Annotated in this window: 11 protein-coding genes and 1 tRNA gene; 10 read left to right on the forward strand and 2 right to left on the reverse strand. The window is 66.5% G+C overall.

Going from position 1 to position 19234, the window contains the following annotated elements; translation table 11 throughout:
* The first annotated feature begins 5 nt into the window (after positions 1-5).
* From HZS63_RS00495 to HZS63_RS00520, 6 genes are all read left to right on the forward strand, one after another.
* Positions 6-1193 carry a vWA domain-containing protein gene (locus HZS63_RS00495; RefSeq protein WP_180682065.1) on the forward strand — a complete coding sequence of 396 codons (1188 nt, stop codon included), beginning with the start codon at positions 6-8 and terminating at the stop codon, positions 1191-1193.
* A complete protein-coding gene (locus HZS63_RS14165; protein ID WP_180682066.1) occupies positions 1190-3013 on the forward strand; it encodes a BamA/TamA family outer membrane protein in 1824 nt (607 codons plus the stop codon). The genes HZS63_RS00495 and HZS63_RS14165 overlap by 4 nt, the downstream gene beginning before the upstream one ends.
* 2 nt (positions 3014-3015) lie before the next feature.
* Positions 3016-7098, forward strand: coding sequence for a translocation/assembly module TamB domain-containing protein (locus HZS63_RS00505; protein ID WP_180682067.1), 4083 nt, complete (start codon positions 3016-3018; stop codon positions 7096-7098).
* A tRNA-Arg gene (locus tag HZS63_RS00510) sits at positions 7089-7163 on the forward strand. Before HZS63_RS00505 ends, HZS63_RS00510 begins: the two co-directional genes overlap by 10 nt.
* An 8-nt stretch (positions 7164-7171) precedes the next feature.
* On the forward strand, positions 7172-8500 hold the full coding sequence (locus HZS63_RS00515; protein WP_180682068.1) for a TrkH family potassium uptake protein: 1329 nt from the start codon (positions 7172-7174) through the stop codon (positions 8498-8500).
* Positions 8490-9188, forward strand: coding sequence for a potassium channel family protein (locus HZS63_RS00520; RefSeq protein ID WP_246316064.1), 699 nt, complete (start codon positions 8490-8492; stop codon positions 9186-9188). The genes HZS63_RS00515 and HZS63_RS00520 overlap by 11 nt, the downstream gene beginning before the upstream one ends.
* A gap of 3 nt (positions 9189-9191) precedes the next feature.
* Here HZS63_RS00520 and HZS63_RS00525 read toward each other — a convergent pair whose 3' ends face one another.
* The gene (locus HZS63_RS00525; protein WP_425505906.1) at positions 9192-10778 is read right to left on the reverse strand and encodes an ABC transporter permease; all 1587 of its coding nucleotides are present in this window, start codon (positions 10776-10778) and stop codon (positions 9192-9194) included.
* Between the two features lie 101 nt (positions 10779-10879).
* Here HZS63_RS00525 and HZS63_RS00530 point away from each other — a divergent pair, with 101 nt between their 5' ends.
* Positions 10880-11989 carry an ABC transporter ATP-binding protein gene (locus tag HZS63_RS00530; RefSeq protein ID WP_180682070.1) on the forward strand — a complete coding sequence of 370 codons (1110 nt, stop codon included), beginning with the start codon at positions 10880-10882 and terminating at the stop codon, positions 11987-11989.
* A 128-nt stretch (positions 11990-12117) separates the two neighbouring features.
* Positions 12118-14418, forward strand: a complete 2301-nt coding sequence (locus tag HZS63_RS00535; RefSeq protein ID WP_180682071.1) for an NADP-dependent malic enzyme — start codon at positions 12118-12120, stop codon at positions 14416-14418.
* On the opposite strand, the gene HZS63_RS00540 is transcribed toward HZS63_RS00535, so the two are convergent.
* Complete coding sequence (locus tag HZS63_RS00540) at positions 14408-15328, reverse strand: LysR family transcriptional regulator (RefSeq protein ID WP_180682072.1); 921 nt, start codon at positions 15326-15328, stop codon at positions 14408-14410. The two genes, HZS63_RS00535 and HZS63_RS00540, sit on opposite strands and share 11 nt — an antisense overlap.
* Positions 15329-15415: 87 nt before the next feature.
* Here HZS63_RS00540 and HZS63_RS00545 point away from each other — a divergent pair, with 87 nt between their 5' ends.
* Positions 15416-17575: a thiamine pyrophosphate-dependent enzyme gene (locus HZS63_RS00545; RefSeq protein ID WP_180682073.1), complete on the forward strand. Its 2160-nt coding sequence runs from the start codon at positions 15416-15418 to the stop codon at positions 17573-17575.
* Positions 17576-17587: 12 nt separating this feature from the next.
* Positions 17588-19225, forward strand: a complete 1638-nt coding sequence (locus tag HZS63_RS00550; protein ID WP_180682074.1) for an indolepyruvate oxidoreductase subunit beta family protein — start codon at positions 17588-17590, stop codon at positions 19223-19225.
* The last annotated feature ends 9 nt before the right edge of the window (positions 19226-19234 follow it).

The following is a 19234-nucleotide window of genomic DNA, read 5'->3' on the forward strand; positions in this document are numbered from 1 at the left end:
CCCCCATGCTGATCGATTTCTTCTACACCCTGCGCGCCGCCAAGCTGCCGGTCTCGGTCAAGGAATACCTGACGCTGCTGGAATGCCTGCAGCAGGACGTGGTGGGCCCGCGCAACCCGGACGCCTGCACGCTCGACGACTTCTACTACCTGGCCCGCACCGCGCTGGTGAAGGACGAGAAGCACTTCGACAAGTTCGACCGCGCCTTCGCGGCCTACTTCAAGGGCGTGGAGATGCTGACCGACTTCACGAAGGACATCCCCGCCGACTGGCTGCGCAAGGAGATCGAACGGCTGCTCAGTGACCAGCAAAAGGCCAACGCGCCCAAGATGGACTGGGACGAGCTGATGGAGACGCTGAAGAAACGCCTGGAAGAGCAGAAGGAACGGCACGAAGGCGGATCGAAGTGGATCGGCACCGGCGGCACCAGCCCCTTCGGCCACGGCGGCCACAATCCGCAGGGCATCCGCATCGGTGGCAAGGGCGGCGGCAAGAGTGCCGTGAAGGTATGGGAACAACGCGCCTACCGCGACTACGACGACACGCAGGAACTGGGCACGCGCAACATCAAGATGGCGCTGCGCCGCCTGCGCAAATTCGCCCGCGAGGGCAACGAACTGGAGCTGGACCTGCCCGACACCATCCGCGCCACGGCCGCCAATGCCGGCTGGCTCGACATCAAGATGGTGCCGGAGCGACACAACAACGTCAAAGTGCTGCTGCTGATGGACGTGGGCGGTACGATGGACGAACACATCCAGCGGGTGGAGGAACTCTTCAGCGCCGCCAAAAATGAATTCAAACACCTGGAGTTCTACTATTTCCACAACTGCGTGTACGACTACGTGTGGAAGAACAACCGCCGCCGCTATGCCGAAAAGTTCGAGACATGGGACGTGATCCGCAAGTACAACAAGGATTACAAGCTCATCTTCGTGGGCGATGCGACCATGAGCCCCTACGAAATCCTGCAGCCCGGCGGCAGTGTCGAATACAACAACGAAGAGGCCGGCGCCGAATGGCTGCAACGCCTCACGCATGCCTTTCCGCGCTTCGCCTGGATCAATCCCGAACCACAGGGCATGTGGCAGTACCGCCAGAGCATCGCCATCATCCAGCAACTCATGGGCCAGCGCATGTACCCGCTCACGCTCAAGGGGCTGGAGGAGGCCATGCGGGCACTGTCGAAGTGAACGAACCGCACAGGCCGCACCCTTGGCGTCTGGGCCTTTGGTGGGTCCTGTGCTGGTGGGCTTGGTGGATCCCCGCCCACTGGGTCCAGGCACAGGAAGCGCCTGCTTCATTCGAGGTCACGATCGACGCCCCTGAGCCGCTCGACGCTTTTGTGGCCCGGCATGCCGAGTTGCAGCGCTTCAAGAGCCTGCCTGACCTGAGCCGGGCCGAACTCGAACGGCTGGTGGCGCAGGCGCCACAGAACCTGCGCGACCTGTTGGCCACCCAGGGCTATTTCTCCCCTACGGTGGAGGTGCGGCTGACTGGCCTGGACCGGTCTGTCCCCCAGGTGCACATCCGCATCGAACCCGGCCCACTCACACGCGTGGCGCTGGTCCAGATCACGCTGGAAGGCGACGCCAAAGACCAACCGGAGGCCGCCGCACAGCGCGAGCGGCTGATAGGCGAATGGTTGCTCCCGGTGGGCCAGGCGTTCAGCCAGTCGGCCTGGAGCAATGCCAAATCGCGTGCGCTGCGCACCCTGACCGAAGTGCGTTATCCACGCGCCCAACTGGTCAACAGCCTGGCCGACATCGTCCCCGAGGCCAACGAAGCCAACCTGTATCTGGTGCTGGACTCGGGCCCAGCCCATTTCTTTGGCGACGTGACCGTGGAAGGCGCCGAGCGCTACGACGCAGAAATGGCCCGCCGGCTGGTGCGACTGGCGGGCGTGCGCCCAGGAGAACCCTACGACGAAGCCCTGCTCCAGGCCGCCCAACAGCGGCTCACGGAAAGCGGCTACTATCCGTCGGCTTTTGTGCTCCTGGCCCCGGACGGAGAACCGGCGCAGAACACCGTGGTGGCCCGGGTGCGGGAAGCGCCGCTGCAGAAGGTGGTGATCGGGGTCGGCGCCAGCACCGACGGTGGCGCGCGCTTCACCCTCGAACACACCCACCACCGCCTGCCCGGCCTGGGCTGGCGCGCCCTGTCCCGATTCCAGGCCGAGCGCGACACCTCCACCCTCGGCCTGGATCTGAGCACCCCCGTAGACGACAAAGGTTGGCGCTGGCTGACCGCTGGCGAGTGGAAGCGGCAGGAAGATGATGGGGACCGCGTGACGCGGAGCCAGCAGTACCGGGTCGGGCAGGGGCAGGACGGCACAGTGCTGGATCGCAGCTACTACTTGCAATTCGACCGCTCTCGCATCCGGGAACAGGGCATGACCATGCCGGCTGCCACGTCGGTGAGTGCCAACTATGCGTGGACGCGGCGGGCCTTTGACGACCTCACCGCCCCCCAGCGCGGTTACGGTCTGGCCGTGGAGCTGGGCGTCGGCGTGACGCTGAGACAGGACCGCAAGCCTTACCTCCGCAGCCGGGTGCGCTGGCTCGGATACTGGCCGGTCGAGGCGGCCGGCGAGCGCGCGAGCCGGCTCGCCCTGAGGCTGGAGGGCGGGGCGATCTGGGCCCAGCAGGATGCTCCCGTGCCGGTCACGCAACGGTTTCTGGCCGGCGGCGACCAGAGTGTGCGCGGCTATGCCCAGCGCGAAATCGGCGTGCCCCTGCCAACCGGTGGCGTGGAAGCCGGCAAGCTGCTGACGGTCGCCAGCCTGGAGTGGCAGCGCCCCCTGTGGCGTGACGGCCAGAAAACCCCCTGGGAGAGCGTGGTCTTCCTGGATGCCGGCGCGGTGTCCGACCGCAGGGCCGACCTCAAGCCCAAGGTGGGCGTGGGAGCCGGGGTACGGTACAACAGCCCCGTCGGCCCCCTGCAGGCCGACCTGGCCTATGGCGTGGACAGCAAGCGCCTGCGGTTGCACCTGAACGTGGGGTTCACCTTCTGACCATGAAACGCCGAACGCCTCCCCCGGATCCGGAAACGGTACCGCCTCCACAAGCACGCCGCGGGCCCGCATGGGCCTGCCGTCTCGCTCGCTGGTCCGCCGGACTGGTGGGCAGTCTGCTCTGGATCCTGGGCCTGGGTTTTGCCCTGCTCGCAGCGGGCCTGCTCGCCTTCGTCCTGTGGGCCAGCACCCCCGTGGCCCTCCCACAAACCTTGAAGTGGGCACAAGAATGGCTCACCGACGCCGACAGCGGCATCTCTCCCCTGACTTTCCACGACGCCCGGGGCAGCCTGACCCACGGCGGACGCATCGAACGGCTGCAATGGCAACAAGACGGCCTGACCGTCGAGATCGACTCCCTGGCTTTCGCCTGGGAACCCAGCCTGTGGCTGGGCATGCTGCTGGAGCGCAAGCTGGCCACCGGGCCATGGGTTGCCCGGCGCATCCATGTGCGGGACGAACGCCCGGCCCAGCCGCCGGACGACTCGCCGCAGCCACCCGAACGGCTGACCCTGCCCTGGTTCCGCACGGTTTCCCTGCCGGTGCAGGTGGACGCACTGGCCTATGCAGGCCCTACCACGCTGGAGAGCGGCCGCCTGGTCGCCCACTACCGCTACGACACGGACAACGCCGCCCCAAGCCACCGGGTGCAGGTGGATGAACTGGCCTGGGCAGACGGGCGATACCTCATCGAGGCAAGCCTGCTCGCCGTGCAGCCGCTGACGCTGCAAGTCGATCTCGAAGCCACCATCGACACCCCGGGGGCAGCCGACGTGCCTAGCCAGACCCTGGCCGTGCGCGCTGCGATCCATGGGCACCTGGGCGGCGAGGACGCTTTGCTTCAAGCCGAGGCCGATGTGCGGCCCGCTTCCGCTACCCGCGGCAAGGACTGGAACCCGGTACTGCGCCTACAGGCCCGCCTCCGCCCCTGGGCCGACATGCCGCTGGATCACGCCGATCTTCACCTGCAGGACATCAACATCGCCCAGTTCTGGCCCCAAGGGCCGTCCACCCGCCTCGACGGCGACTGGCATGCCGCCCACCTCGAACCAGCCGCTTCCGGCGCCTGGCGCTGGCGGCTGCAGGGCCGGCTGCACAACCGTTCGGCCCGTCCCTGGAACGAGGGCGGCCTGCCGCTGGACCACCTCGAAACCGACCTGGAACTCCAGCCCGACCGCGGCCAGGTGCACGCCCTGCGCTGGGCACTGGGCGCGAGCCGCCTCGAAGGCCAGGGCCAGGCTCGCTGGCGCCCGGCAAGCAGCGGCCAGCCCTGGACCGAACGACTCAGCGAAGCGCAAGGCCGAATCGCCATCCAAGGGCTGGACCCCCAAGCCCTGTGGTCCACCTTGCCCTCCGCGCGGATCCACGCACAAGCCCTGGCCCATCATGCCAGCGGCAGCACCCGCTGGTCCCTGAATCTCACCCCTCAACCGGGCACCCAAGCCCACGCCGCCCCCTTGCCCACCGTGCAGGCAGCAGGGGTCTGGTCAGGCCAGAGGGTTCAGATCGACCACCTTCTGGCGCGCTGGCTAGACAGCCGTTTGCAGGCCCGCGCCACCATTCTTCTGGGGCCCAGCCTGTCTGCCCAGGGCCAGGGCCAATGGGAAGCACCCGGCATGGAACTCCAGGGGTCTGGGGCCTGGCCCTGGGCGGGGCAACCGCTCCAAGCCCATATCGATGTGAGCGACGCCCAGCGTTTTCAGCAGTGGAGCCAACGAGCCGTACAGGCCCTGGACGCATGGATTGCGACATGGCAACTCACTGCCCGGACCGAGGAACTGTGGCAAAGCCGGTGGCAGGGCCAGGCTCGACTCGATCTGAGCGCCACCGGAGCGGCCGACCACAGCCCCTGGCCCGCTCAATGGCGCCTGCTCGCGAACGTGCCGCGCCTGACCGTGGAGGGAACGTCGGGCAACGGGACCGGCATACCGAGCGTGGCGCTGAATCAGACCCGATTCGACCTCGAAGGCCAAGCCCAACGCTGGACCGCCACCCTGGAGGGTTCTGCCACCCTGGGTTTACCGCCTGAGGCCTGGACGCTGAAGACCTCCATGCGCCTGTCGGGCGAGGGGCTCACCGGGCCCAGTCATCGACTGCGCTGGGAAAGCGCGAGCCTGGAAACCTGGCGCCAAGGAGCACCACTGGGCGCGCGACTGACTTTGGCGCAGCCCTTGGACATCAACGTGACGGCCGATGGTCATGTGATGGCTGCCACAGGGGCTTTGAGCCTGCTCCCCCTGATGGCCCCAACGAGCCGACCCACTCTGCCCATGGCCGAGCAGCCAGCGCGTATCGAGTGGAGCCGCCTGCAATGGGCACGAGGCCGCATCGAAACCCAGGGACGCGCCGGCCCGATGGCTCTGAGTTGGGTCGATGCCTGGCTGTCCGATGCCACCCACTCCGAAGGCCCCCTGGCATCGGCCGGCTTCACGGGCGAGCTGTTCTTCGAAGGCGACTGGGACCTTTCCCTGCCGCTGACGGCCGCCACCCTGGAGCCTGCCCGTGCCCAGGTGCGGTGGCGGCACATCGGCGGCGATCTGACCTATCTCTCCGGCAGCGGAGCAGACATCCAGCGCACACCCGTGGGCATGGAATCGCTGCAGGCCGACGCCAGCCTGCAAGGCAGCGACCTGCTGGTGCAAGCCCAGTTGCAGACACGCCGTTTCGGACGTGTGCATGGCCAGCTCACCACCCGGCTGGCACCTCCTGCACCCTCGGGTGAGGGTTGGGGCTGGCCGGAGGATGCGCCGGTGCAAGGGCAGCTCCAGGCCCGTCTGACCCAGCTGGCCCCGTTCTCCGCCTTTGCACCACCGGGCTGGCGCATCGAGGGCGAAGGACAGGTCGACGCCCGTATCCTGGGTACCCGTGCCCAGCCGGACTGGCAGGGCCAGATCGAACTGCGGCAGCTGGCCGTGCGCTCGGTACTGGACGGCATCGAGTTCAGCGACGGCCAGTTGCTGGCTCGCCTGAACGGCGAGCAGATGACCATCGAGCGGCTGCAGCTGCGCGGGGCCGACGGCACGGACGGGGGACTGCTCACCGGCGAGGGACGTGCTTCCTGGAAACGCACCCTGGACGGCACGCCGCGCCCCGAGATGACCTTGTCTCTGCAGGCGCAACGTCTGCGTCTGCTGGCCCGAGCAGATCGTCGTCTCACCCTGTCCGGCCGTATCGACAGCCGGCTCGCCGACGGACTGCTCGACCTCACGGGCCGGCTCGACGTGGATCAGGCCCTATTCCTGCTGCCCGATGAAACCACACCGAGCCTGGGAAGTGACGTCGTGATTCGGGGCAACACGATCCCGGTTCCTCTGAGTGCCCGTTTGCCATTTCAGCTGCGCCTGCGCAGCGAAGTGTACCTGGGGGACCGCTTTGAGGTGCGGGGCCTGGGCCTGCAAACCGCGCTCCAAGGCCGCCTGCTCGTCGAAGCTCGCCCCGGTCAACTCACGCCCATCCTGACCGGAGAGGTGCGTGCGGTGCGTGGCAACTACCGGGCCTATGGGCAACGCCTGCAAATCGAGCAAGGACTGATCCGTTTCAACGGCCCCTACGACAACCCGAGCCTCGACATCCTCGCCCTGCGCCCACACCCGACCCAGAAGGTGGGCGTGGAGATCAGTGGAACGGCACAATCGCCCCGCGTACGGCTGTACGCCGACCCGGACCTGCCCGACAACGAAAAACTCGCCTGGCTGGTGCTCGGACGCCCGGCCAGCGGCGCGGGCGCCGAAGCCGCATTGCTCCAGCAGGCGGCCCTGGCCCTGCTCAGCGGGGGCAACAACGACGGCCCTCTGGCGAAGCGCTTCGGCCTCGACGACCTGAGCTTCCAGGGCGAATCCGTCAACCCCGATGGGACCACCACGGCCGCGGCCCTGACGCTGGGCAAACGGCTGAGCGAACAACTCTACGTGAGCTACTCACGCAGCGTGGTCGGTGCCATCGGCACGGTGGCCGTGTTCCTCGACCTTTCTCGCTACCTGACCCTGCGCGCACAAGCGGGAGACGACAACGCGATCGACCTCATCTTCACCCACACCTTCGACGGCCGGGGTGCGCCACGTACAATCCCAGGCGCCTCCCCGTAGTTCAATGGATAGAACGGCCGCCTCCTAAGCGGCAAATACAGGTTCGATTCCTGTCGGGGGGACCACACGTGACATGGGCAAACTCCTCCATCCCACCCGAACCGTGGCGCTGGCCTTTTTGCTGGCGATCCTGGCGGGCACCGCTTTGCTGTCGCTGCCTGCTGCCAGCACCCAGCCCGCCCATGCACCGCTGCTGACCGCTTTTTTCACCGCCGTCTCGGCCGTGTGTGTCACGGGTCTGGTCGTGGTGGACACAGGCACCTACTGGTCCTTCTTTGGCCAGTTCGTCATCATGCTCCTGTTTCAGGTAGGCGGTTTCGGCATGATGACCGCGGCCACCCTCCTGGGGCTGATGGTCAACCGTTCGCTGCGGCTACGCACGCGACTGATCACCCAGGTCGAGACCCATTCGGTGGGGCTGGGCGATGTGTACGGCATCGCCAAGGTGGTGTTCATCGTCACCCTGGTCGCCGAACTCGTGCTCGCTGCCGTGCTCACGCTGCGATTCGCCTCGGGACACGGCATGCCCTGGACGGACGCACTCTGGCATGGCATCTTCCATTCGGTGTCGGCGTTCAACAACGCTGGCTTTGCCCTGAACGAGGACAACCTGATGGGCTACGCCGGGGACGTCTGGATTCTCGGGCCGATCGCGGTCGCGATCGTGGTCGGCGGCATCGGCTTTCCGGTCCTGCACGACATCCGTTCCCGGCTGCGAGATCCCCATCACTGGTCCCTGCACACCAAACTGACCCTGGTGGGCACGGGGGTTTTGCTGGCAGGCGGTGCGCTGACCCTGCTCTTCTTCGAATGGTCCAATCCGGGCACGCTCGGCCCGATGAGCGTCCCAGACAAGCTGCTTTCTGCCGTTTTTGCTTCCGTGTCCGCACGCACGGCAGGGTTCAATTCGATCGACATCGGGGCGCTGCACCACGAGAGCTGGGCGGTGCACTACTTCCTGATGTTCATCGGCGGCGGCAGTGCCGGCACGGCAGGCGGCGTCAAGGTCGGCACCTTCCTGATCCTGGCCATGCTGGTTTACGCCGAAATTCGAGGACGCAACGACAGCGAGGCGTTCTGGCGCCGAATATCCGACTCCGCGCAGCGCCAGGCGATCACCGTGCTTTTTTTAGGCAGCAGCATGGTGGTGCTCGGCACGCTGGTGATTCTGCGCAGCACCGACCTGCCCACCGACCAGGTCATCTTCGAAGTCATTTCCGCCTTCGGCACCGTCGGCCTGTCCACCGGGATCACCGCTGAGCTACCGCCTTCAGGTCAGCTCATGCTGACCCTGCTGATGTACGTCGGCCGTGTCGGAACCATCACCCTGGCCGCCTCATTGGCCATGGGACACAGCCGGGCAGCCTACCGCTACCCAGAGGAGCGTCCAATTGTTGGGTAAATTGTTCACCGAGCAGTACGCCTTCAGCCAAAGCGACAGCGTGGTCGTCATCGGTCTGGGGCGATTCGGCGGGGCCGTCGCCCATTCCCTGATACAGCTGGGGCACGACGTGATGGGCATCGACCGAGAAGCCGATCCGGTCCAAAGCTGGGCCGACCGTCTGACCCACGCGGTACAGGCCGATGCCGCCAACGTTCAGGTGCTGCGACAACTGGGCGTCGCCGATTTCGCTCACGCCATCGTGGGCATCGGGACCGATCTCTCGAGCAGCCTGATGACGGTGATGGCGCTGTCCGAACTCGGCATCCAAGACATCTGGGTCAAGGCGACGACACCGGAGCACGGAAAGATTGCCGAGCGCATCGGTGCGCACCATGTGGTTTACCCCGAAGCGGACATGGGTGAGCGCGTGGCCCACCTGATCACCGGCCGGATGATGGATTACATCGAATTCGATGACGGTTTCGCCATCGCAAAAATCCGCGCCCCCCTGCCCACCCTGAACAAGTCGCTGGCACAAAGCCTGGTCCGCGAGCGCTTCGGCGTCACCGTCGTGGGCGTCAAAAGGGCACACGAGGACTTCCAGCATGCCAAGCCCGACACCCTGATCCTGCCGGGCGACCTGCTGATCGTCTCCGGGCCGACCAAGAAGGTCGAAAAGTTTGCGGCCCACTCGGCCGAGAAATGAGCCTCAGACCGCCTCGCTGCGCAAGGTGCGGCTGAGCAGGATCACCGGAATCAGCCCCACCAGCACCAGGGTGAGCGCCGGCAAGGCCGCCTCGCCCAGGCGCTCGTCGCGAGCGAGCTGGTAGGTGACCACGGCCAGGGTGTCGCTGTTGAAGGGGCGCAGCACCAGGGTGGCGGGCAGCTCCTTCATCACGTCCACGAACACCAACAAGGCAGCGGCCATGGTGGAGCGGCGCAGCAGCGGCCAGTGCACGCGCGTCATCAGGCCGAGGCCGGTCGTGCCCAGCATGCGGGCCGAATCGTCGAAGCTGGTCGGAATGCGCGCATAGCCGCTTTGCACCGACTGCAGCGCCACCGCCGTGAACCGCACCAGATACGCCCAGACGATGCCCAGCGCGGTGGCCGTGATCCAGTATGCCGCGCTGCTCTGCGGTGCCACCGACTGCACCCAGCCCACCGGCAGCAACAGGCCCACCACAATCACCGCGCCAGGCACGGCATAGCCCAGGCCCACGACGCGGTTTACCACGCTGGTCAGCCAGCTCGGCTGCCGGCGCTGCGCGAAGGCCAGCCCGAGCGCGGCCAGCGTCGCGAGGGCGGCGGCCAGGGCGGCCAGCCACAGGCTGTTGCGGGACCACTGCAAGAAGGAGCGCCAGGGCAGTTCCTCCCAGCCGCCGATCAGCGGGCGCAGCATGAACAGCACCGGCAGCACGAAGCCGAACAGCACCGGCAGGCCACAGACGGCCCAGATACCCCAGCGCGCGACGCCCTGCAGGCGCACCGGCTGCGCCTCGGCACTGTTCGCCCGCCCACCCCGCGTCGAGGCGAAACGCATGCGCCGCTGCGCGCGGTGTTCCAGCCACAGCAGCAGCGCCACGGTGAGCAGCAGCAGGGTAGCCAACTGGGCTGCGGCCAGACGGTTGTCCATCACCAGCCAGGCCTTGTAGATGCCGGCGGTGAAGGTCTGGATACCGAAATAACTGGCCACACCGAAATCGGCCAGCGTCTCCATGAGCGCGAGCGCCACCCCCGCAGCCACGGCCGGGCGCGCCAGCGGCAGGGCCACCTCGCGGATGCGGCGCAGCAGCGGCGCACCCAGCAGACGTGCCGCCTCCATGAGTTGGGTGGCGCGCTCGCTCAGCGCGGTGCGGGCCAGCAGATAGACGTAAGGGTAGAGGGTGAAGGTGAACACCCACACCGCTCCCCAGGTGTTGCGGATTTCGGGAAAAACGCGACCGCGCAGCCCGAACGTGTCCCGGATGAACACCTGCAACGGGCCGGAAAACTGCAGGAAATCGGTGTAGGCATAGGCCACCACGTAGGCCGGCATGGCCAGCGGCAGCAGCAGCGCCCATTCGAACACGCGTCGCCCGGGAAAATCGAACAGCGTCACCGCGCATGCGGTGGCCATCCCCACCACGGCCACGGCCGCCGCCACGGCCACACACAGCAACAGACTGGTGCGGACGTACTCGGGCAGCACCGTCTCGGCCATCTGGCGCAGCACGTCCAGGGCCTCGGCGTCGAACTGCAGCCAGGACACGGCCAGCGCCAGCACCGGCAAGGCGAGCAAACCGGCAAACACCAGCATGGCCAACTGGCCCAGCCAGGCGACGGAACGAGACCACACGCGGGAGGGAATTTGATTCATGTCAACGTGAATGAGAATGGTCATTATCTACAATGCGGAACATGTTCCTGACCGTCTCCCATTTGTCCGTCCATTATCCGGGCGCCACCCAACCCGCCGTCCGGGACGTGTCGCTGGGCCTCAACGCGGGCGACATCGGGGTGTTGATCGGGCCCTCGGGCTGCGGCAAGACGACCCTGTTGCGGGCCGTGGCCGGTCTGGAAAAAACCAGTGCCGGCAGCATCACCCTGGGTGGCGACGTGGTCAGTCAGCCGGGCCGTCACGTGCCCGCCGAGGAGCGGCGCATCGGCATGGTGTTCCAGGACTACGCCCTCTTCCCCCACCTGAACGTGGAGCAGAACGTGGCTTTCGGCATCCGCCAGCTGGGTGCGGCGGCCCGTCGCGACCGGGTGCGGGAGGTGCTGGCCCTGGTCGGGCTGGACGGCATGCAGGCGCGCTTCCCGCACGAATTGTCAGGGGGGCAACAGCAACGTGTGGCACTGGCCCGCGCGCTGGCCCCAAGCCCGCGTCTGCTGCTGCTGGACGAGCCGTTTTCCAACCTGGACGTGGACCTGCGCGAGCGCCTGGCCCACGAAATCCGCGGCATCCTCAAGGCGGCGGGGGCCACCGCGCTGTTCGTCACGCACGACCAGTTGGAGGCCTTTGCCATCGGCGACGTGATCGGCGTCATGCACCAAGGGACTTTGCACCAGTGGGAAGATGCCTATGCGCTCTACCACCGCCCGGCCACCCGCTTCGTGGCGGAATTCATCGGCCACGGGGTGTTCACACCGGCGCAGATCTCGATGAACGGGTCCGAAGTGGTGGTGCAAACGCCCTTGGGTCCGCTGCAGGACGTGGAAGAGTGCCCACTGCCCAGTGCCTACGAGGCCGGCCTGTGCGACGTGCTGCTGCGGGCCGATGACATCGTGCACGACGACGACTCCCCGGTGAAAGCGTGCATTGTGCGCAAGGCCTTCCGTGGTTCGGAATTCCTCTACACCCTGCGTTTGGCCAGCGGCGAGACCGTCATGGTCCACGTGCCCTCGCATCACAACCACGACATCGGCGAGTGGATCGGGATTCGCGCCGCCGTGGACCATGTGGTGACCTTCGAGCGCGGATCGGGCGCCAGCGCACCACCGGCACCGGGCATACGCGTCGGCCACTGAAACCCAGCGGATGCGCTGTGCGCGCATGGCATCGAGCCGCGCGCGGCACCACGCCCAGGCCAGCGCGGCTACACTGGCAACTACCCTGTGTATGCAGGGCGTTTTCCTGACCCGCCCGAAAGACGACCATGACTCCCGCCGAACAAGCCCTGCGCGACGCCGCCTGCGAATACCACCGCGCTCCCCATCGCGGCAAGATCGCCGTCCAGCCCACCAAGCCACTGTCCAATCAACGTGATCTGAGCCTGGCCTATTCGCCGGGCGTGGCCTATCCCTGCCTGGAAATCCAGGCCGACCCCACCAAGGCGGCCGAATACACCAGCCGCGGCAACCTGGTCGGCGTGATCACCAACGGCACCGCCGTGCTGGGCCTGGGCGACATCGGTCCGCTGGCGGGCAAGCCGGTGATGGAAGGCAAAGGCTGCCTGTTCAAGAAGTTCGCCGGCATCGACGTGTTCGACATCGAACTGGCAGAGCGCGACCCGGACAAGCTGGTGGACATCATCGCGGCGCTGGAGCCCACCCTGGGCGGCATCAACCTGGAAGACATCAAGGCGCCCGAGTGTTTCTACATCGAGCGCAAGCTGCGCGAACGCATGAACATTCCCGTGTTCCATGACGACCAGCACGGCACCGCCATCATCTCCAGCGCCGCGCTGCTCAATGGCCTGGAGCTGGTGGGCAAGGACATCGGCCAAGTGAAAGTAGCCGTTTCGGGTGCCGGTGCCGCCGCCATCGCCTGCCTGGACGTGATGGTGGGCCTGGGCGTGAACCCGGCCCACATTCTGGTGTGTGACTCCAAGGGCGTGATCCACAGCGATCGCGAAGACGCCCGGGCCGGCAAACTGGACGATTCCAAACAGCGCTACTGCCAGACCACGAGTGCGCGCACGCTGGCCGACGCGGTCAACGGGGCCGACGTGTTCCTGGGCTGCTCCGCCCCCGGCGTGTTGACGGTGGACATGGTCAAGACGATGGCCGAGCGGCCCATCATCCTGGCGCTGGCCAATCCGGAACCCGAAATCCGCCCCGAACTCGCCAAGGCCGCACGGCCTGACTGCATCATCGCCACCGGGCGCTCGGACTACCCGAACCAGGTCAACAACGTCCTGTGCTTCCCTTACATCTTCCGCGGCGCGCTGGACTGCGGTGCCACCAAGATCACCGAAGAAATGAAGCTGGCCTGCGTGCGCCAGATCGCCGAACTGGCCAAGGCCGACATCAGCGAGGAGGTGGCCAGCGCCTACATGGGGCAGGAGCTCACCTTCGGCCCGGACTACATCATCCCGAAACCGTTCGACTCGCGCCTGATCCTCAAGATCGCCCCCGCCGTGGCTCAGGCGGCGGCCGACTCCGGCGTGGCCACCCGGCCGATCGCCGACATGGAAGCGTACAAGGAGACGCTCGGGCGCTTCGTCTACCAGACCGGCATCCTGATGCGGCCGATCTTCAACCTGGCCAAGGCCGTACCGGATACGAAAAAACGCGTAGCCTATGCGGACGGGGAAGACGAACGCGCCCTGCGCGCGGCCCAATTGGCCATCGACGATCACCTGGCCGTGCCCATCCTGATCGGCCGCCCGGCGGTGATCGCTGCGCGCATCGAAAAGGCCGGGCTGCGCATGCGGCTGGGTGTGGACGTGGAAAACGTCAACCCCGAAGACGATCCGCGTTTCCGCCAGTACTGGGAGCACTATCACCAGCTCATGAAACGCCAAGGCGCCACGCCCGAGGTGGCCAAGGCCGCCGTGCGGCGCTCCAACACCATCATCGGTTCGCTGATGGTGAGCCTGGGCGATGCGGACGCGCTCATTTGCGGCCTCGTGGGCACCTATACCACACACCTGGAGCGCATCGACAGCATCCTGGGCAAAAAACCCGGCGTGGGCAACTACGCGGCGGTCAACGCGCTCATGACGCCGCAGGGCCCTCTGTTCGTGGCCGACACCTATGTGAACGAGGACCCGAGCGCCGAGCAACTCGCCGAAATCGCCTGGATGGCCGCTCAGGAGGTGCAGCGCTTCGGCATCCCGCCCAAGGTGGCGTTCCTGTCGCACAGCAGCTTCGGCTCGTCGAAACGCGCGCCGGCGCGCAAGATGCGCGAGGCGCGCGATCTGTTCGTGGCCCGGCACCCCGAGATCGAATGCGATGGCGAGCTGCACGGCGACGCCGCGCTGCAGCCCGAGATCCGCGAACGCTACCTGGCGGACAGCACCCTGCGCGGCGCGGCCAACCTGCTGATCTGCCCCAACCTGGACGCGGCCAACATCCTCTACAACGTGCTCAAGACGACGACCAGCGGCGGCGTGACCGTCGGCCCCATGCTGATGGGCGTCAACGGCACGGCCTACATCCTGACCCCGGCGGCCACGGTGCGGCGCGTGCTCAACATGACGGCACTGGCCGCCGCCTGCCATGTCAGCGCCTGACGCGCTCGGCAAACAGCCTGACCACCAGTTGGCGAAACCACTGGTGGCCGGGGTCGTTTTCAAACCGGTGGCTCCAGTGGAGTGACACCGTGAAGGTGCTGCGTTCGAACTGTGGGTCGAACAGCGCGCACCCCCATTCCGCAGCAAAACCTTGGGCGATGTTGCGCGGCATCACCGCACACAGGTCGGTGGAACGCACGATGGAGGGCAGCACCATGAAATGCTGGGTGGTCAGGCGCAGTCGCTCTTCCAGCCCCTCATGCTGCAGGATGCGCAAGGTATCGGCATGGCTGCGAATGGCGACAAACTCCATGCGCCGCAACCACTTGATGACGGCCGAGCGCTGCCGGCACGCTTGCAGCGCCTCGCGCATGGGGTGCTCGCGCCGCATCAATACGATGTAGCGGTCGTCCAGCAGCTCCTGACTGCGGGTGGACTTGACCCGTGGCAGGAAGCCGAAGGCAAAGTCGATGGTGCCCCGGTCCAGCCAGGCGGCGATGTCGTCGTGCGGCACCGGTTGCGTGGCCAGGCGCACATGCGGGGCCTCGGCGACCAGCGCCTTCATCAGTTCCGGCAAAAAGCGCCCCTCGCCGATGTCGCTCATGTGCAGCCGGAACAGCCGGCGCGAGGTCTGCGGCTGAAAGCCCGACGATGCCTCCAGGGCGTCGTCGATGGTCTGCAGCGCCTGCTGCACCGACTCGGCCAGGGCATGGGCGCGGGGCGTGGGCTCCACGCCCCCTGCAGCACGCATGAACAACGGGTCTTTCAGCAGCAGGCGCAAGCGGGTCAACGCCTGGCTGGCAGCGGGCTGCGTCATGCCCAGGCGCTCCGCTGCCCGGCTCACGTTGCCTGCCCGGTAGACCTCGTTGAAGAGGCGCAGCAGGTTGAGGTCGATGTTCTTGGTATGCATATAGCTTATAAGGCTTATCACACTCATTTTATTGATCAATGGTCGATCGGAACGGATACTGCAGGAAATACCGCTGGAGACAGACCGTTGGAAGTTTCATTCGCGCAGGAAATAGAGTCCCTGCGGCTCGGTGACGGGCACACATTTCACGGTGAGGGCATCCTCGCCATCACCAAGGGCCTGCTGCAATCGGGCGTGGCCTATGTGGGCGGTTATCAGGGTGCCCCGGTTTCGCACCTGCTGGACGTGATGGTCCAGGCCAAACCCTACATGGACGAATTGGGCGTGCATGTGGAGGCCTGCTCCAACGAGGCTTCGGCCGCCGCCATGTTGGGTGCCTCCATCCACTATCCCTTGCGGGGTGCCGTCACCTGGAAGTCAATCGTGGGCACCAACGTGGCGGCCGACGCGCTGTCCAACCTCTCCTCGCCAGGTGTGAAGGGAGGCGTCCTGATCATCGTGGGGGAAGACTACGGCGAAGGCGCCAGCGTGATCCAGGAGCGCACCCATGCGTTCGCGCTGAAATCCAGCATGTGCCTGCTCGATCCGCGGCCCGAGCTGGGCCAGATGGTCAACATGGTGGAGCACGGTTTCCGGCTGTCGGAAGCCTCGAACATGCCCGTGATCATGGAGTTGCGCATCCGGGCCTGCCATGTACGGGGCAGCTTCGAGGCCAAGGACAACCGGGCGCCGCCGATCTCCAAGCGGGCGCTGATGGAAGAACCCGCCGCCTTCGACTATGCCCGGCTGGCACACCCCCCCGTGACCTTCAGCCACGAAAAGCTCAAGACCGCCGAACGGCTGCCGGCGGCGCGACGCTACATCCAGGAACACCGGCTCAACGAGCTGATGGACGGGGATTACGCCCACGTCGGCATCATCGTCCAGGGCGGGCTCTACAACACCCTGATCCGTACATTGCAACAGTTCGATCTGGCCGATGCCTTCGGCCAGAGCCGGATTCCGCTACTGGTGCTCAACGTGACCTATCCGCTGGTGCCGCAGGAGCTGCAGACGTTCTGCGCGGGCAAGGAGGCGGTGCTCATGCTGGAGGAGGGCCAGCCCGAGTACATCGAGCAGGAGCTGGCCACCCTGCTGCGCCGGGCCGACATCCAGACCCCGCTGCACGGCAAGGACATGCTTCCGAGTGCCGGCGAGTACACGGCCGAGGTCATGGCCCATGGTCTGGCCCAGTTTGTTCAACGGTATCTGCCCGATCAGGCCGCCGCCCTGGAGGCAGCAACGGCTTGGCTGCAAGGCAATGCCCAGCGCCGTGCCGAGGTGGCTGCGCAGCGCACCGCCCCCTTGCCTGCCCGCCCACCAGGCATGTGCATCGGCTGTCCCGAACGGCCGGTCTTTGCAGCACTCAAGCTCGCGCAGCAGGACGTGGGGCCCGTGCACATCGCGGCCGACATCGGCTGCCATGCGCTGGGCACGTTCGAGCCGTTTTCCTTTGGCCATTCCATCCTCGGCTACGGCATGAGCCTCGCCAGCCGGGCGGGCGTCTCGCCGATGATGCAGCGGCGCGTGCTGTCCATCATGGGCGACGGTGGTTTCTGGCACAACGGGCTGCTCACGGGCGTGCAATCCGCCCTGTTCAACGGCGACGACGCGGTGCTGCTGATTTTCAAGAACGGTTACACATCGGCCACCGGCACGCAGGACATCATCTCCACACCCGACGATGCGGCCAAGAACGGGGCTGCCGACAAGCGCCAGAGCCTGGTCCACACCAACCAGACCATCGAAAACACCCTGAAAGGCCTGGGCGTGCAATGGCTGCGCACCGTCCACACCTACGAGGTGAGCAAGGTGCGCGACACCCTCCACGAGGCCTTCACCACCGACTTCAACGGGCTGAAGGTGATCGTGGCGGAGGGCGAATGCCAGCTGGAGCGGCAACGCCGCATCAAGCCCTGGCTGGCCAGCCTGCTCAAGAAAGGCGAGCGCGTGGTCAGGGTGAAGTACGGCGTGGACGAGGATGTGTGCAACGGCGATCACGCCTGCATACGGCTGTCGGGCTGCCCCACGTTGACGCTCAAGGACAACCCCGACCCGCTGAAGGTGGACCCGGTGGCCACGGTGATCGACGGGTGTGTGGGTTGTGGCCTGTGCGGCGAAAACGCCCATGCGGCCACGCTGTGCCCCTCGTTCTATCGTGCCGAGGTGGTGCAGAACCCGCGCTGGCACGAACGCCTGATGAACCGGTGGCGCGGCCTGTGGCTGCGCTGGATGCAACCCGCTTGAGACCCCGTTTCCGTGAACGCCCCATCCTCCCCTCCCGCTCCGAAAGACCGCCCGGTCTCCCTGCTGCTGTGCGCCCTGGGCGGCGAAGGCGGCGGTGTGCTGACCGACTGGCTCGTCGACACCGCTCGCCAAGCCGGCTATGCAGCCCAGGCCACCTCCGTCCCCGGCGTGGCCCAGCGCACCGGCGCTACCACCTACTACGTCGAGGTCTACCCCGTGCCGCTGGCGGATTGTGGAGGGCGCAGGCCTGTATTCGGCCTCAACCCGCTGCCCGGCCGGCTGGATGCGCTGGTCTCCTCGGAACTGCTGGAAACCGGGCGCCAGATCGCCAACGGCATGGTCTCGCGCGACCACACCCTGCTCATCAGCTCATCGGCCCGGACTTACACCACCGCCGAAAAAATGGTCATGGGCGACGGGCGCGCAGCCGACGCCGATCTGCTCGCCCTGGTTCGGCAACACAGCCGCGCACACCATGTGGTGGACATGGCTCGCATGACGCGACAAGCCGGCACTGTGGTGAGCGCGGTGATGCTGGGATGCATCGCTGCCAGCGGACTGTTGCCCATGAGCCGGCGCGACTACGAGTCGGTGATCGGCGCCTCGGGCTCAAGCGCTCAGGCCAGCCTGCGCGGTTTTGCCATGGCCTATGAAACCATCGAGCGGCAACGCCAACAGGCGCAGTACGTGGAGACGGTGTGGCGCCCGCCAGCCCAGGACTCTCCCCAACCCGATCGCCTAGGGACCTTGCCTGCGCAAGCTCAGGGCCTGCCAGCGGCCGCCATGGACATGGTCCGGCTGGGTCATGAACGGCTGGTCGAGTACCAGGACGCCACCTATGCGGCGCAGTACCTGCAACGCCTGCAACGCCTGCACGCCGCCGAGCGGCAAGCTGATCCTTCGGGCGAACACCAGGGCGCCATCGTCAAGGAAATGGCCCGCTGGCTGGCGCTGTGGATGGCGTTCGACGATGTGGTCCGGGTCGCCGACCTCAAGAGCCGCCGCAGCCGCATGGCCCGTGTCCAGCAGGAAGTGAAGGCAGATGCAGCCGATGTGCTGAAGGTGTACGACCATTTCAAACCGGGAATACCCGAGCTGGCCGGTCTGCTGCCCCAAGGACTGGCCGCACGCCTGATCGCGTGGGACCAGCGTCGCGTCCAGCGGGACCTCAAGCCCTGGGCCATGCCGCTGAAAATCGCGACCCACAGCGTCAGTGGGTTCCTGGCCTTGCGCTTCATGGCGTCGCTGAAGCGGTTGCGGCGCCGGGGTAGCCGTTTTGCGCTGGAGCAGTCCCTGATCGAGCGCTGGTTGGCCTGTGTAGAAGCATGTACCCGGGAACACTGGGCTTTAGGATACGAGGTCGCCCTGTGCGGTCAATTGATCAAGGGCTATGGCAGCACCAACGAGCGGGGCAAGGACAACCTGCTGCACATCATCGACCATCTGGCATCGCCTTCAGAGACGCCCGCGTCCAGCGCCACCGAACGAGCCAAAGCCGTGCGGGCTGCCAGACTCGCCGCCCTCACCGACGAGGCCGGCAAAGCCCTGGACCAGGTATTGGTGGGGCATGGTGCCCCTGCCCGTCCCCTCAAGGCACAGCCCATCCACTGGGTAAAGCGCCCCCAGCGCACGACTCACCAGCCCGGCTGATTTTTTCCC

Source organism: Tepidicella baoligensis, from assembly GCF_013432195.1.
Taxonomy (GTDB): domain Bacteria; phylum Pseudomonadota; class Gammaproteobacteria; order Burkholderiales; family Burkholderiaceae_C; genus Tepidicella; species Tepidicella baoligensis.

What these genes read in the sequence shown, in the direction of transcription:
- HZS63_RS00505 (WP_180682067.1), top strand. Translation starts at nt 3,016, where the DNA reads ATGAAACGCCGAACGCCTCCCCCGGATCCGGAAACGGTACCGCCTCCA.
- HZS63_RS00540 (WP_180682072.1), bottom strand. Translation starts at nt 15,328, where the DNA reads ATGCATACCAAGAACATCGACCTCAACCTGCTGCGCCTCTTCAACGAG.
- HZS63_RS00525 (WP_425505906.1), bottom strand. Translation starts at nt 10,778, where the DNA reads ATGCTGGTGTTTGCCGGTTTGCTCGCCTTGCCGGTGCTGGCGCTGGCC.
- HZS63_RS00495 (WP_180682065.1), top strand. Translation starts at nt 6, where the DNA reads ATGCTGATCGATTTCTTCTACACCCTGCGCGCCGCCAAGCTGCCGGTC.
- HZS63_RS00530 (WP_180682070.1), top strand. Translation starts at nt 10,880, where the DNA reads ATGTTCCTGACCGTCTCCCATTTGTCCGTCCATTATCCGGGCGCCACC.
- HZS63_RS00515 (WP_180682068.1), top strand. Translation starts at nt 7,172, where the DNA reads ATGGGCAAACTCCTCCATCCCACCCGAACCGTGGCGCTGGCCTTTTTG.
- HZS63_RS00535 (WP_180682071.1), top strand. Translation starts at nt 12,118, where the DNA reads ATGACTCCCGCCGAACAAGCCCTGCGCGACGCCGCCTGCGAATACCAC.